This window comes from Vibrio tapetis subsp. quintayensis (assembly GCF_030409945.1).
Lineage (GTDB): Bacteria > Pseudomonadota > Gammaproteobacteria > Enterobacterales > Vibrionaceae > Vibrio > Vibrio quintayensis.
Genome location: NZ_JAUFQV010000034.1, coordinates 1 through 14,420 on the forward strand (window position 1 = coordinate 1; position 14,420 = coordinate 14,420).

Here is a 14,420-nt window from a genome sequence, read left to right on the forward strand (position 1 = left end):
AGAACGATTGTTCTGGTTAAACTCTAAGATCGTGGCCAATATTAGTTGACCACTACAGGTAGTTAGGCTTAAATTGAAGCAGATATAAACATAGGATTAGAACATGGCCGCGATTACCGATTTAGACGTTTTGCTACAATCGATGTCTCCAGAACTTGTCGAAGGACAATACGTTTTTTGTACTGTAAATGGCTCGCTAAATGAGTACTTATCCCTAGACCCAATGGCCACTTTTCGTGAAAAGGAAGGGCTGACATTGGTGTTAGAACGCCATAAAGCAGAGCAAGCGAAGCTAGAGTTCGATGCGGTATTTAGTTTGATCACGCTTTCGGTACATTCTAGTCTTGAAGCCGTTGGTTTAACTGCTGCGTTTGCCACTAAACTAGCCTCGTATGGCATCAGTGCCAATGTTGTCGCGGGTTACTATCATGACCATATCTTTGTGCAGGAAGAAAAAGCGAGCCAAGCCATGCTAGCGTTGAAAGAGTTTTCATTGTCTTCATAACCAGACACACACCAATTAAAGTTCCCACCACAAAGATGATGTATATGTGGTTTTACAATGCGCACTTCATCGACATAGTCGTAACTTACGTCGAAAAAGTCGTAAATGGCGGGTTTTCAGTAAAAATTTACTTTATTTTGAGTTGTAGAATTAACGACCGTAAGCCAACTCAATGCTGGCGTAGTGTTTGTGCTGATGAAGTGCGAGTTGTGGTCTATTCGAGCTGATAACAATGTATCTTAGATTTATCTAACGCTTCTTTTGCTTGCTCTAGACTGTTAGACGAACCAATCGCTGTGGAACGTTTTCTTTCAAGTGTGGTACAGACTTTTAACCAACTTCTTTGGGTGAAGTTCAGTCTTTCTAAAATCGGTGGAAATTTAGAAGCCATCGATACTTTTTCTTCTCGAAACTGCCTGGCTGTCCAATCGACCAATTCGATGTAATCTATTAGCCTAAAGGGTATCCCGTCCATCAGTTTTTGTGTCGAACTTCCAATGAAAGGGTGCAAGCAAGGTGCCGTTTCTAGGTTGTCGTCAAGCGCTCTAAGTCTCGCTTTTATTGAGGTAAAGTGAGATTGCTCAGGCGATTGTACTATGCCTGCGCGAACAGGGTTTAAGTCTACATACGCCATGGCTGCAGCTAGGGCTTTTTCATCGAGTAATGCTTGGCTTTTGAACCTGCTTTCCCAAAAGTGCCCCGTGCATTGGTCTTCTTGATTAGCCTTACAAGCAATCTCGTAGTTGAGCTCTTTCATGAACCAACTTAATGACCATAACCTTTCGCGCCATATCTCGATAATTTCTGTGCATTTGTCTTTTTCTGCTTGGGTATTTAATTCTTGGCGAAGCCAACGCTGTAGCAGTACAGGTAATTTGTGGTTATGACTCCAGCGTTCAACCACTTCATCAAGTGATAATCCAAGAGCATTGTCGCGATTAATATGTAATACCAAATGGTAGTGGTTGCTCATCACGGCATACGCACATACGTCGATGCAATAGGTATGTGTGAGCGATTGAATTTTGTGTTCAATCCACTCTCGGCGGTGCTCGTAGCTCTTATTGGTGACGTTATCTTCACCACATAGGAAGCTTTGTCGGACACACCTAGAAACGCAGTGGTAGTAAGGAGTTGCATCGACTGAGATGAGTTGTTTTCTTGCTGTGGCCATGAACTTTTCCAGTAGTTTTTTTACTAAGATAGCAATTGCGTCAGGAAGGAAAAGTTGGAGGTGACGAATTGGAGTACCATCGACGTAAAGTCAGTCGCTTACTCATACTATTTGGTGTGTGTCCGCTTAGGGGTTGTTAATGCAACGTTTGTTCCCTCATGAAAGAGATGTGGCGACGATCGCCGTGCGTGACGGGATGCAACAGCGAGTGGATGAACTGGTGAGCGAGATAGGGCTATTCACCGCTTTCTATGACGGAAACCCGGTGACCCAACTAAATGGCTACGCGGGTTACCTTATTCGCAGTAAACCCGCGAGTGAAAATGAGGGAGGGATTCACAGTGGCAAAGGCATTCTAGATTCATTGGTTTTGGTTAATTAATTGATGCGTGGGAGGCCAAACACTGTCCTCCCACGATACCAGATCAAACTAACCCTTGTTCCTTACCCTTCAAACAGCGGCAAGTAATCTTGATACCCTTCTTCAGCTAACTTATCGGCAGGCACAAACCTCATGGCTGCTGAGTTCATACAATAACGTAATCCGGTTGGGGCTGGGCCATCTTTAAAAACATGGCCTAAGTGAGAGTCTCCGAAACGGCTACGGACTTCCGTTCTTGAGTAAACAAGTTTGTAATCAACCTTTGTCACCACGTAACCTTCATTGATAGGTTTAGTGAAACTCGGCCAACCAGTTCCTGACTTGTATTTATCAGTTGAAGAAAACAACGGTTCACCTGTCACGATATCGACATAAATCCCCTCTTGTTTGTTGTCCCAATACTTATTATTGAAAGGGCGCTCAGTGGCATCTTCTTGAGTCACGTCGTATTGAAGTGAGGTGAGTTTCGTCTTTATTTCTGACTGTGAAGGCTTGGTATAAGGTTTTAGATTCTTAACCATGTTTTTCGAATCAATAATCTGACGTAACGTTTTTGGGTTTTCTTCACGATCATCGCCAAAAATTTCATCGAGATATTGGTCTCGGCCAGACGCATAGCGATAGTAGCCATAACGTACCTTGCTCTTTTTGTAGTAATCCTGGTGGTAATCTTCCGCAGGCCAAAACTTCTTAAACTCAATCAGTTCCGTTTTTAATGGCTTTCTAAAGATCATGGTTTCTTCAATTTCCGCCATGAAATTCTGAGCAATCATTTTTTGCTCTTGGTTATGGTAGAAGATAGCAGGGCGATATTGTGGCCCTCTATCAACAAATGAGCCTTTGTCATCGGTAGGGTCGATATGACGAAAGAACTGATCCAATACTTGCTCATAGCTGACGACCGATGAATCGTAAGTGACCTCGATAACTTCAATATGCCCCGACTTACCAGAAGCCACCTGTTTATAGGCTGGATTTTCCAGTGTGCCTCCTGAGTAACCTGACACAACGTCAGTCACCCCTTTGAGTTTCTCTAAATCAGATTCTGTACACCAGAAACAACCGCCCGCTAATGTGGCAACTTCAAGCGATCCTTGCGGAGTTTTGCTTTTCATCGAATCGGCCGTGCTAGTTTGGCTGAATAGTACTGAAAACAGTGGCAATGCCACCAATAGAGGTATCAAGATTTTTGACAGTTTTTTCATATTCACCTCTTGGTCGTATGATTTCAATTAACGCGAATGTAGCCATATAGACAGAGATAGGAGTGAAAAAATTACACAAGAACTAAAAGAAATATCATTTCAATAGGAAATTGGGTCTATTTTCTTTCCCAAGTACGGCTACTCTCCCATAGATACTCGTTGAATAGGTGATTTTTCATACAAGACAGGGGGCCTGTATGTTTATTCATACTACTACTCAGTAGAGGTTTGTTGGTTATTTGTGCAGAGACAGGAAGTAGATAACTTAGTCTATCAGCATAATTCTAGAAGTTTGAACTGTGTAACATTTTTCATAAATAACATTTAAATCAATGTATTATGGTGTATTTGCGGCCATTTTTAGCGCCTGTTTTGAATTAATCTTCAGTTTCAGGTCATTAGGGGATTGCATAAATCCGAAGAGATGTATATTCTAGCCATATAATCATACAATATAACTAATTTGGGAGTTAGACATGACTAAACCAGTCATTGGTTTCATCGGCCTTGGTCTTATGGGCGGCAACATGGTTGAGAACCTACAAACACGTGGTTACCACGTAAACGTAATGGATCTTAGTGAAGAAGCTGTTGCTCGCGTTACAGATCGCGGCAATGCTACTGCATTCACTTCAGCTAAAGAACTGGCTGCAGCGAGTGACATCGTTCAGTTTTGTCTGACTACTTCAGCAGTAGTTGAAAAAATCGTATACGGCGAAGACGGTGTTCTAGCGGGCATTAAAGAAGGCGCAGTACTAGTAGACTTCGGTACTTCTATCCCTGCTTCTACTCAAAAAATCGGTGCAGACCTTGCAGCTAAAGGCGCAGGCATGATCGATGCTCCTCTTGGCCGTACTCCTGCACACGCTAAAGATGGTCTTCTGAACATCATGGCAGCTGGCGACATGGAAACATTCAACAAAGTTAAGCCAGTTCTTGAAGAGCAAGGCGAGAACGTATTCCACCTGGGTGCTCTAGGTTCAGGTCACGTTACTAAGCTTGTAAACAACTTCATGGGCATGACGACTGTTGCAACTATGTCTCAAGCATTCGCTGTTGCTAAACTAGCAGGCGTTGACGGTCAGCAATTATTCGACATCATGTCAGCTGGTCCATCTAACTCTCCGTTCATGCAGTTCTGTAAGTTCTACGCTGTAGACGGCGAAGAAAAACTAGGTTTCTCTGTTGCTAACGCAAACAAAGACCTTGGTTACTTCCTAGCAATGTGTGAAGACCTAGGTACTAAGTCTCTTATTGCTCAAGGTACTGCAACTAGCCTACAAGAAGCTGTTGACGCTGGCCTTGGTCAAAACGACGTACCAGTATTGTTCGATTACTTCACTAAACTAGCTAAGTAATTAATTAGTTAACGAAGTTATTCGACGAAAACCTTACTATTTATGCCTGTTCAACAGCGCATAGGGTAGTAAGGTTTTTTTTCGTCTAAAGTGGATCAAATTTTCTTCATTCTTGGCTGTTGCATGACGTTCGTAGCGTTCGATTTATCTGTCTGGTATTGTGATTAGCCACACCGTACTATGAAGCGAAGTAACTGAACAATGAAAACACTGACCATACTCGATGGTGGCATGGGGCGAGAATTGCAAGAGATTGGCGCGCCATTTTCTCAGCCACTTTGGAGTGCTCAAGCACTGATCGAGTCGCCTGAACATGTTCACCAAGCCCATCAAAACTTTATTGATGCAGGTTCAGAAATCATCATCACCAATAGCTACGCATGTGTGCCCTTTCATCTAGGTGACGCAAGATATCAAGCGGATGGTTTCAACCTCGCTCGTGACGCCGCTAAGATTGCTCGCTCCGTTGTTAATAAAACGCCCACTCAAGCGGTTTTGGTAGCGGGTGCTATTCCTCCTCCTCTTGGCAGTTATCGCCCTGATCTTTTTGAACACGATCAAGCGGTTGATATCATGACAACACTCATGGAAGCACAAGCCCCGTATGTGGATATTTGGATAGCGGAGACAATCTCCAGTATCGAAGAGCTTGAAGCGGCGGTTTCGGTATTAACAGCGTCAGACAAAGATACCTATTATGCATTGAGTTTAGAAGATGAAGACACTCAGCATGCAAGGTTACGTTCTGGTCAGCCTGTAAAACAAGCGATCGAAATGGCGTGCTCTACCAATGCAAAAGGGGTGATGTTTAACTGCTCAGTACCTGAAGCCATGGATCAAGCGATAGAAGATACGATCGCGGTGATTAATCAATTAAATGCCGATCTTATCGTTGGTGTTTACGCAAATAATTTCAAACCTATTGTATCGGGGCATGAGGCCAACGGAACGCTGCAGTCTATGCGAGAGCTTTCGCCAGACGATTACTTGCAATACGCGAAGCATTGGCAAAAATTGGGTGCATCGATCATCGGAGGGTGCTGCGGTATTAGCCCCGCACACATTCAAGCTCTATCAGTCTGGAAGACAAATACTGCTGGTTAACTTGGTTAATTTCTGTAAAGTGCTCACGCAGTTTAGTCCGTAGATAAAGGTATGTTTAAATGAATTTAATGAGCTTACAACTTGACGATAACGCGCTACACATTGTAGGCGACATGCTTGATGGGTTAGAAAATGATGACGGTTGGATCAAAATGACCGTGAGAATCGCCGCGCAAGTGGATACCAAGCTAAATGAAAATGGCTATGTTGGGGTGGTGACTTGGTTTAGTGAATCGGATTATATTGAACAAGAAATTGAATACAAATAACGCCAGCGTAAGGATGCTGGCGTTTGATTTATACCATCAGAGTATCGATGTCTTACGATGTCGCGAGTAGCTTAGCCGAGCGGCGTTTCATGGTTCTAAATACAATGCCGCCTAACATAATTAATCCACAGAACCCATAAACTTGCATTATAGTCGGGTCGCTAGAAACAAAACCGACGTCTGAGAACATCACATACGCGCCAAGAACCATATAAAGGATGATGGCCGATGCTTCAAATCGGAACTCCCATGGCGTTACATCAATGCTTTCGTTAACGGGCATCACATAATCGCTAGTACGTGGCATGAAGTGACCAATAATGAACATTAACGCGGTACAAACTACGAACAATATGGCTAATTGATGTAAGAAATGAATAGGCGTTTTGAACACTAACTGCATTGCTGCGTACGAGCTTACGAACACAACTAGCGCGACTTTTGCTGCTACTGCTGGCACACGTTTAGAGATGTATCCAACAAAAACGATAGTGAAGATTGGCACGCTGAAGAACCCGGCAACCATTTGTAGGTATTGGAACAATCCCTCAGGAGCGTACATGATGAACGGAGCAATACAAACTGAAATAATCGCAATCAAGACACCAAAAATTCGTCCTTTTCCAACCAACTCTTCATCGGTTTTGCCTTGGCCAAATAACGGCTTATAAACATTAAGTGCAAATAGAGTGGTTGAGCTATTCAACACACCATTGAACGTACTCAATATTGCACCGAACATCACGGCAACAAAAAAACCAACTAAAGGTTTAGGCAAAACTTCGTTCACAAGTCGAGTGTACATTGTGTCAGGGTTACCGGCATCTGCGCCAAACATGTGGAACGCTATGATACCCGGGATGATTAAAAATAGTGGTGAAATGACTTTAATCGCGCCCGCTAAAATGACACCTTTTTGGCCTTCTTTTAGGTTCTTTGCACCAAGAGCACGTTGAATGATTGATTGGTCAGTACCCCAATAGTAGAGGTTGACTAATAGCAAACCTGTGAACAAGGTTGAGAAGGGCAGTGGATCGGTTTCTGTACCAACAGATTGCAGCTTCTCGGGTGCAGCGGTTAGTAAAATATCGAGCCCTCCACCAAAGCTACCCCCGCCTAATGCCATGAGACCAAACACCGGGATCATCAAACCACCGATGATCAAACCAACTCCGTTGATTGTGTCGGCAATCACCACAGCTTTTAGGCCACCATAAATAGCGTAGAAAAAACCGAGTAATCCAATGGTTGCAGAAATAAGAGCGATGGAGCTGAATTCAGAAATCCCTAGAAGTGCCTGAACATCGAAGATCTCACCGAGTACTACAGCGCCAGCATAAAGTGTCGTAGGAAGAATGTTGATCACGTATTGGCACAAAAATAATAAGGTAACGAATTTCTTTACCGACATGTCATAACGGCTTTCTAAGAAATCAGGAATGGTGGTGATCCCTTGCTTTAAATAACGAGGTACCAGCATTAAAGCGATGATAACTAAGGTGACACCGGATGCGACTTCCCAACCCATTACACTCATGTTGTGAGTATAAGCTTGAGCGCTCATTCCTACGAAGCTGGTGGCACTTAGGTTTGTGAGGATTAATGAGCTAGCAATTAGCCCTCCCGTTAGGCTTCGGCCACCGAGAAAGAAGCCTTCTTGAGAAGTATTTTTATCGTTTTTTACTTTATTGTAGGTAAACACCACAACAAATCCTGTAAACAACAAAAATGACAATAAAACGGTTATAGACATTTTGTTTTCCTTGAACGTTAATAATAATTTTATGGCCATCGCTGGCCGAAATAAAGCAGGGCGTACTCAGAAAGCGAACGGCTTAAGTTGTGCTAATCGCACAGGTGCAGGCCTTTGTGCCGCTTTCGAGTACAAGAGGGAATCGTTAAACTGATTTCTTTAGGTGCACGATCATGGCTGACTCGGGGTCAAGAATGGGCAGGGTTAAGCCAATTTCTTTTAGATTGTCGCCACTCAATGTGAGTGTCTTGTCTAGCCACTGAGGTCGCTGCTTCATAAGTTGGAAGCTGGTATTCGGCACTTCAACCAAGGTCACGGCGTATTTTGCGGTTTCGTCTACGCAACTGATGCGTAACGGAGAGGGCAATGCATGATGTGGCATGGCTAATTGACAGATGGTGATCAACATTTCGTCGTCACTTTGTACGCCGTAGATATTCTGATTTACATCCGCTGGATCAATGCGGAAGCTGCGGCCGGTGTGCAATACGTGTCGGTATTTTTTATGCAAAGCGATATAGTGCGAAAACGCCTTTTTTTCTTCTTCAGTTTCTTGTACTGGATCCAGTTCTACGCCCATGTGCCCCATTAATGCGGTAATACCTCGCATGTTAATGTGATGACGACGGTTAGTAGAGTGACATTCATCTGGACCGATATGAGCCCCCATGACTTCAGGCGGAAAGAAGTAACTCATGCCTTTTTGTATAGCCTGACGTTCAAGTGCGTCATTACAGTCCGATGCCCAAAAACGATGGGTGCGCTTGAGAATTTCGAAGTCAATTCGGCCACCACCAGATGAACACGATTCGATTTCAACGTTAGGGTGCGCAGCGTTTAACTGGTCTACTAAACGATATAGGGCGTTGGTCTGACCATGAACGGCCGGGCGGCCTTGGTGACCTGGTTGAACAAGTTCTCTGTTCATGTCCCATTTTAAGTAAGTGATGTTGTAACGGGTGAGCAAGTCGTTCAGACGTTCAAACAAGTAATCGAAGCAATCTTTGTTTTGCAAGTCGAGTACATACTGCCAGCGCCCAGAAGGTTGATGGTAGCCTTGAAGCCCCAACACCCATTCAGGGTGAGCACGATAAAGGTTTGAATCTTGGCTCACCATTTCTGGTTCAACCCAAAGCCCAAACTCCATGCCTTGCTGATTGACATGTTCGATGACGGGCTCTAGGCCATTAGGGTATTTCACCTCATCTAAATACCAGTCCCCTAGAGCGGCACGCTCGTTTTCACGTCCGACAAACCAACCATCATCAATGATGAATCGCTCGACTCCCATGACAGCCGCTTCTGTTGCCATCTTCATGATGTATTCTGGCTTGTGATCGAAGTAAATGCCCTCCCAAGTATTAAGGTGAACAGGGCGAGGTTTAGTTTCTGGGAAGTTGATAATGTGAGTGCGAACAAATTGCTGAAAGCGTTCAGAAATACCGTTTAGCCCCGAATTGCTATAGCAGCCATAAAGCCAAGGGCTTTGGTATGATTGAGCGGGCTCTAAAATACTTTCACCAGCTAGCAATAGTTCGCCAGCCTGCACAAAGCGGCGGCCATCGCTACGAACATCCGCTCGCATTTGATGATTACCACTCCACCCTAGGTGAAACCCCCAAACTTGTCCTAACTGTTCGGTAAAGCCATTATTGCCAACAAACATTCCTGGGAAGTTTTCATGTGAGGTGCGCCCACGGCGGTTTTCTTGCATAAACCCACCATGCTCGAAACGCTGACGCTGTGTCTGAAACTCGTGACACCAACGGCCATGGAATGTCATTAACTCGTTAGCGTGATTAGGTAGAGGTAACGTTGAAGACAGCTTGTTCAAATAGTACTTATTGTCACCTTGGTTAGACACGGTAATGCGTTTTTGTACAACATCAGTGTGATAATCGAGTTTCAGCTCAATCGTTAACTCAAGCTTGGCGATATCATCAGACAAAACAAACGTCGCGTCTTGTTCATTCACCTCAGTGTGGACTGTGGAGAAAACAGGAGCCCAATCAAATCCATCGCGGTGCCCTTCGATACCAGGAGCATTGAAGTGACCGCTGCCTAATTCAGGGCATAAAGACAATGGAACGTCGACATCCAATCGAGCTTGAGAGATAGGACGTTCGGTTGACAGCAAAAGGTCGTCGTCAATTTTCGCGATCTTGGCGCCCCAGTGAAGCACTTCAGGAACACGACCGACTTTGATGATCAAACTGTGGTTATTACTTTGTAAATGAATGAACTTGCTCATAAGAAACCCAACTGTTTTCGTAAACATAATTGAGATCATAGTGATTAGTTTAAAAATAAATTGTATTAAAAATAAGGTTAAATGTGATCTTTGTTGGCCATTGTTAAGGTGAAATTAGAGGTCGGTCTTGTTGTTTTCGAAAACAATTAATGATGTTTTTATGACATTGTTTTGAAATGGAGCAGAGTTTGTTTTTCTGAGGTGAAGTAGAATGAGGAACTTGATTTTTTTGCGGGATGATTGAAATGAGTGTGACTTTTAAAGATGTGGCTAACCTCGCTGGGGTTTCTACCCAAACTGTTTCTAGGGTAACGAATGGTGCTGAAAATGTAGCAGAGACCACTCGAAAGAAGGTAAACCATGCGATAAAACAGCTAGGTTATGTCCCTAACAAGGGAGCACAAATGCTCAGTCGCGCCAAGTCTAAAATTGTTGGTGTTGTTTCACTCGACATTTCATTACACGGTGTAGCCTTGATTGATAGCGGGATAAGAGCGCAAGCCAATGACAAAGGTTATGCAACGGCGCTTGCTGTGGTGGAGCGAGGCGATGTAGAGTCGATACGCAGTGCAATGAGAGAACTTATTGCACAACAGGTTGAAGCCATCATTATCAATGCGCCGTTAACGCAAAAAAATGCGGAAGGCTTGGTCGAACAGTTCCAGCACATCCACCTGATCTTCATAGATGTCCCTGATCAAAGTAAAGTTAACTATGTTTGCGCAGCACATAAAGAGGGCGCTAAGTTAGCTGCTCGACATCTGCTGGATGCTGAACGCAGTCAGTTTATTTTGATCACAGGCCCGAACGAGTCCACAGCTTCACAAGTACGCTATCAATCGTGGTGCGAGCAAATTAGTCATTCAGAACTTGCGCAAGTCGTTTGGCAGCATGAAGGGGACTGGCAAGCACATAGTGGTTATTTAGCCATCCGTGACGCCATTGCGAAAAAGTGTTCATTTGATGCGGTACTGGTCGCGGGAGATCAAATGGCACTTGGCGTTCTAAGTGCGCTTCATGAGTTTGGATTGTCGGTGCCGGAACAAGTATCGGTTGTGGGGTTTGATGGAATTAAAGACAGTGCTTACTTCACTCCGTCTCTATCGACGATTGAGCAAGACTTCCATTTGATCGGACAAAAAGCGGTCAACCTCGCGTTGCAGTCTGTAAGTGCCATACCACTACAAGAAGTGATACCGGTTAGATTGTTGGCAAGGGACAGTTCTCGAGTCAAACGAAGTGAAGAATATAATAGAGAGAGAGTATTAACTCTCATCGATGAACTTAAAAATATGCTTCAATAAACATATTAAAGTCGAACTAATAAAGAGTGGAAACGTTTACACTTGAGCGGTTGATCACAGTTTTAAAATCCCAATCCTTGCTAACATTACATTTAAAATCACGTTAAACTAATGGCATAGCAATATTGGATTTAAATCGTGATGACGGTTTTAAACTAAATTTAGGGAGATAGAAAGTGAAAGTACTGGTAACCGGCGGCATGGGATACATAGGCAGTCATACTTGCGTACAAATGATTGAGGCAGGTATGGAGCCGATCATTGTTGATAACCTATGCAATGCAAGCGAAGAAGTGCTAAACCGAATTGAAGCTCTGTCTGGTAAAAGACCCACTTTTTATCTTGGTGATATTCGAAATGAAACCTTTTTAGATTCCGTGTTCTCAGAGCATGATATTCAGTCTGTTATTCACTTTGCAGGCCTAAAAGCGGTGGGAGAATCAGTTGCTAAGCCGCTTGAGTATTACGATAACAATGTGAATGGCTCGTTGGTGTTGGCTCGTTCTATGCGAAAAGCGGGTGTTAAGAGCATTGTATTTAGCTCGTCTGCAACCGTATACGGCGATCCAGAGGTCGTGCCAATTACGGAAGACTCACCAACCGGCGCAACAACCAACCCATATGGCCGCAGTAAATACATGGTAGAAGAGTGCTTCCGTGATTTGTTCGCAGCTGAAAGCGATTGGAGCATCACATTGTTGCGCTATTTCAACCCTGTTGGGGCTCATCCGTCAGGCACCATGGGTGAAGACCCGCAAGGTATTCCAAATAACTTGATGCCGTTTATCGCACAAGTGGCTGTTGGTCGCCGTGAAAAGCTTTCGGTATTTGGTGATGATTACTCAACACCGGATGGCACGGGCGTTCGAGATTATATTCACGTGATGGACCTTGCAGACGGCCACATCGCGGCGCTGAAGTCTGTTGGTGAAAAAGCAGGCTTGCATATTTACAACCTTGGTACTGGTAACGGTTCAAGTGTTATCGATATGGTTAACGCATTTAGCGAAGCTTGTGGCAAGGAAGTGGCTTACGAAATTTGTCCTCGTCGCCCTGGTGATATCGCCGAATGCTGGGCGAGCACGTCCAAAGCAGAGCAAGATTTGGGCTGGAAGGCCACACGCAGCGTAACAGAGATGACAGCAGATACATGGAATTGGCAGTCAAAGAACCCTGAAGGGTACTAGTTGTTGAGCTCAGAATGAGATAAACCCTGTCGCATCGTGTTACAGGGTTTTTGTTTAGAGGAAACAGCCGCTTTTCTTGTCAGGAAAGCCATGCGTTAGCCAATGCTTTCAACCATTACATACGGCAAGCTATAAACTTTAGATTCGTACATCGCTTTATCAGCTTTCGTAATAAGTGTTGCTAAGTCCTTATCATCAAATGGCATCACGCCAAGGCCAATGCTGACTCCGACACTGAGTTCTTTATTCACCGACTCGATGTAAATAGGTTGTGTGATGAGCTTTTGGATCTTTTGGCCAAAGACAGCAACCGCATTTTGATACTTTTCCGGCGTGTTGATGCCAAACATCAATAAGAACTCATCCCCACCGACACGGAAACTGAAATCTCCTGCGCGGAGGTCTTGAGTTAATCGGCGTGATATCTCCACCAACAATTCATCCCCTACATCATGACCATACGTGTCATTAATGCTCTTAAAGCCATTGAGATCTAAGAAGGCAACGCCCCATGTCGTCGAGCCGTTGACAGAAAAATAATCTTTATCAAGGATGCACTCTAAGTGACGTTTATTAAAGAGCCCGGTAAGCGGGTCGGTACTTGCCTCGTTAGTGAGGTCATCAATCATATTTTGAACGGTTGAATAATCTTGTATTGTCGCAACGGCACAAGCTTTCCCCTGATACACGATATTAGCAATGGAGATTCGGGCATTAAATTCAGTACCGTCAGCGTTAATGCAGGGCATAATGTTGCGAGACATCATGACTTTAGCACTAGATTGATTTTTGATGAAGTGAGTGACTTTATTGTCATGGTTTTTAGTGGCGTTTCGGATCATCAATCGTTCAACAGACAGCCCAATAAGCGCGTCTTTTTCATAGCCAAATAACTTAGTACAAGACCTGTTGGTATAAACAATTTTTGACGTTTCATCGATGATCAAAATAGCATCGGCTAAGAAATCTAAAAACTGTCCAATCTCAGTGTTTTTTTCCATAAAAACCCACTTTCCCCAAAGCGATATGATTTCAGGTGGAAATCAAAAATACGATAATTATGAATGATTTAATCATGATTGCGGGTATGGAGGTAATGAGCAGGATCAAGCGAAGGCAACTCATCTTTGTTTTGCTGCAATTAGATAGTGGTGACATTCCATCTCGTATAATTAGGAATAAAAATGCCAGCACTTACTAGGCTTAAAAGTGAGCTTTAAAAGAAACTTATGCAAAGCCTACTTTCGAACAAAAGACAAAAACATCGCAATACAGCTTTTAAGGTAGGTATCCCGTTCAGCTTTGCTTTGCTTGAGATCTTCTCCTAAGTATTTCCAATAAACAGGCTTTCCGTGGAACATCAGGAGTAACTGAGAAGCACTTTCTTGGGCTGATATATCCAACGTTATCTCACCAGTGTCGTGCTTTTTCTGCAAATAATCGGCAAGAACGTCCGTCGATTGCTTTGGCCCAAAACGTAAATAAGTGGCGGCAAATTCAGGGTGGTTGTCTATATTGCTAACGGCATTACGGAAGGTGTGAATTGCCCCAGGTCTGAGCAGTGTTTCTTGTAACCCTTGAGCGAATTGCAATATTGCTTCGTCCATTGGTTTTGCCAAATCTAACATGCCCTCATCGGACTGAAATTCTAAGCACTTGGTCTTCATACAAAGCTCAAACAATATGTCTTTGGTTTTAAAGTGCGAATAGACAGTTTGCTTAGACACGTCAGCTAATTTGGCAATGCTCTCCATATTGGCCGCATAACCGTGTTCACCAAATAATGTGGTTGCGGCTTCAAGGATTCTTTGGCGTTTTAGTTCACTGGCACTGCTCATCGCTAACTCTGCTTTACGTATTATTCTGGTCGCAAGAATATCAACATCAAACTGGACAGTCTAGTTTTGATCGTGTTTAATGCCTGAAAG

At 43.7% G+C, this 14,420-nt stretch carries 12 protein-coding genes and 1 pseudogene; 7 read left to right on the plus strand and 6 right to left on the minus strand.

Annotated elements, in window-relative coordinates:
* The first annotated feature begins 103 nt into the window (after nt 1–103).
* Nucleotides 104–505, plus strand: a complete 402-nt coding sequence (locus QWZ04_RS17255; RefSeq protein ID WP_290329507.1) for an ACT domain-containing protein — start codon at nt 104–106, stop codon at nt 503–505.
* 214 nt (nt 506–719) lie between these two features.
* Here the strand turns inward: QWZ04_RS17255 and QWZ04_RS17260 are convergent, their stop codons facing one another.
* Nucleotides 720–1,679 carry a transposase gene (locus tag QWZ04_RS17260; RefSeq protein WP_290329508.1) on the minus strand — a complete coding sequence of 320 codons (960 nt, stop codon included), beginning with the start codon at nt 1,677–1,679 and terminating at the stop codon, nt 720–722.
* Between the two features lie 136 nt (nt 1,680–1,815).
* On the opposite strand from QWZ04_RS17260, the pseudogene QWZ04_RS17265 reads away from it, so the two are divergent.
* A pseudogene (locus QWZ04_RS17265) lies at nt 1,816–2,061 on the plus strand (glutathione synthase); the annotation flags it as partial.
* Nucleotides 2,062–2,123: 62 nt separating this feature from the next.
* Here QWZ04_RS17265 and msrB read toward each other — a convergent pair.
* On the minus strand, nt 2,124–3,266 hold the full coding sequence (msrB, locus tag QWZ04_RS17270; protein WP_290329509.1) for a peptide-methionine (R)-S-oxide reductase MsrB: 1,143 nt from the start codon (nt 3,264–3,266) through the stop codon (nt 2,124–2,126).
* 476 nt (nt 3,267–3,742) lie between these two features.
* Here msrB and QWZ04_RS17275 point away from each other — a divergent pair, with 476 nt between their 5' ends.
* From QWZ04_RS17275 to QWZ04_RS17285, 3 genes are all read left to right on the plus strand, one after another.
* Nucleotides 3,743–4,624: an NAD(P)-dependent oxidoreductase gene (locus tag QWZ04_RS17275; protein WP_290329510.1), complete on the plus strand. Its 882-nt coding sequence runs from the start codon at nt 3,743–3,745 to the stop codon at nt 4,622–4,624.
* Between the two features lie 201 nt (nt 4,625–4,825).
* Nucleotides 4,826–5,728: a homocysteine S-methyltransferase family protein gene (locus QWZ04_RS17280; protein WP_290329511.1), complete on the plus strand. Its 903-nt coding sequence runs from the start codon at nt 4,826–4,828 to the stop codon at nt 5,726–5,728.
* 59 nt (nt 5,729–5,787) lie between these two features.
* Complete coding sequence (locus QWZ04_RS17285) at nt 5,788–5,997, plus strand: hypothetical protein (protein ID WP_290329513.1); 210 nt, start codon at nt 5,788–5,790, stop codon at nt 5,995–5,997.
* Nucleotides 5,998–6,049: 52 nt separating this feature from the next.
* On the opposite strand, the gene QWZ04_RS17290 is transcribed toward QWZ04_RS17285, so the two are convergent.
* Both QWZ04_RS17290 and QWZ04_RS17295 read right to left on the minus strand, forming a co-directional pair.
* Nucleotides 6,050–7,750: a solute:sodium symporter family transporter gene (locus QWZ04_RS17290; RefSeq protein WP_290329514.1), complete on the minus strand. Its 1,701-nt coding sequence runs from the start codon at nt 7,748–7,750 to the stop codon at nt 6,050–6,052.
* 145 nt (nt 7,751–7,895) lie between these two features.
* Nucleotides 7,896–10,001, minus strand: coding sequence for an alpha-galactosidase (locus QWZ04_RS17295; RefSeq protein ID WP_290329515.1), 2,106 nt, complete (start codon nt 9,999–10,001; stop codon nt 7,896–7,898).
* 245 nt (nt 10,002–10,246) lie between these two features.
* On the opposite strand from QWZ04_RS17295, the gene QWZ04_RS17300 reads away from it, so the two are divergent.
* Together QWZ04_RS17300 and galE are read left to right on the plus strand one after the other, a co-directional pair.
* Nucleotides 10,247–11,305 (plus strand): LacI family DNA-binding transcriptional regulator, encoded by a 1,059-nt coding sequence (locus tag QWZ04_RS17300; protein WP_290329516.1) that lies wholly within the window; start codon nt 10,247–10,249, stop codon nt 11,303–11,305.
* A gap of 176 nt (nt 11,306–11,481) precedes the next feature.
* Nucleotides 11,482–12,492 (plus strand): UDP-glucose 4-epimerase GalE, encoded by a 1,011-nt coding sequence (galE, locus tag QWZ04_RS17305; RefSeq protein ID WP_290329517.1) that lies wholly within the window; start codon nt 11,482–11,484, stop codon nt 12,490–12,492.
* Nucleotides 12,493–12,587: 95 nt separating this feature from the next.
* On the opposite strand, the gene QWZ04_RS17310 is transcribed toward galE, so the two are convergent.
* Together QWZ04_RS17310 and QWZ04_RS17315 are read right to left on the minus strand one after the other, a co-directional pair.
* Nucleotides 12,588–13,493: a sensor domain-containing diguanylate cyclase gene (locus QWZ04_RS17310; RefSeq protein WP_290329518.1), complete on the minus strand. Its 906-nt coding sequence runs from the start codon at nt 13,491–13,493 to the stop codon at nt 12,588–12,590.
* 237 nt (nt 13,494–13,730) lie between these two features.
* Nucleotides 13,731–14,330 carry a TetR/AcrR family transcriptional regulator gene (locus tag QWZ04_RS17315; protein WP_290329519.1) on the minus strand — a complete coding sequence of 200 codons (600 nt, stop codon included), beginning with the start codon at nt 14,328–14,330 and terminating at the stop codon, nt 13,731–13,733.
* Nucleotides 14,331–14,420: the final 90 nt, after the last annotated feature.

Bases quoted from the DNA above. Each gene is read 5' to 3' on its own strand.
- QWZ04_RS17255 (WP_290329507.1), top strand. From the start codon at position 104: ATGGCCGCGATTACCGATTTAGACGTTTTGCTACAATCGATGTCTCCA.
- QWZ04_RS17290 (WP_290329514.1), bottom strand. From the start codon at position 7,750: ATGTCTATAACCGTTTTATTGTCATTTTTGTTGTTTACAGGATTTGTT.
- QWZ04_RS17285 (WP_290329513.1), top strand. From the start codon at position 5,788: ATGAATTTAATGAGCTTACAACTTGACGATAACGCGCTACACATTGTA.
- QWZ04_RS17260 (WP_290329508.1), bottom strand. From the start codon at position 1,679: ATGGCCACAGCAAGAAAACAACTCATCTCAGTCGATGCAACTCCTTAC.
- QWZ04_RS17300 (WP_290329516.1), top strand. From the start codon at position 10,247: ATGAGTGTGACTTTTAAAGATGTGGCTAACCTCGCTGGGGTTTCTACC.
- QWZ04_RS17275 (WP_290329510.1), top strand. From the start codon at position 3,743: ATGACTAAACCAGTCATTGGTTTCATCGGCCTTGGTCTTATGGGCGGC.
- QWZ04_RS17310 (WP_290329518.1), bottom strand. From the start codon at position 13,493: ATGGAAAAAAACACTGAGATTGGACAGTTTTTAGATTTCTTAGCCGAT.
- msrB (WP_290329509.1), bottom strand. From the start codon at position 3,266: ATGAAAAAACTGTCAAAAATCTTGATACCTCTATTGGTGGCATTGCCA.
- QWZ04_RS17280 (WP_290329511.1), top strand. From the start codon at position 4,826: ATGAAAACACTGACCATACTCGATGGTGGCATGGGGCGAGAATTGCAA.
- QWZ04_RS17295 (WP_290329515.1), bottom strand. From the start codon at position 10,001: ATGAGCAAGTTCATTCATTTACAAAGTAATAACCACAGTTTGATCATC.
- QWZ04_RS17315 (WP_290329519.1), bottom strand. From the start codon at position 14,330: ATGAGCAGTGCCAGTGAACTAAAACGCCAAAGAATCCTTGAAGCCGCA.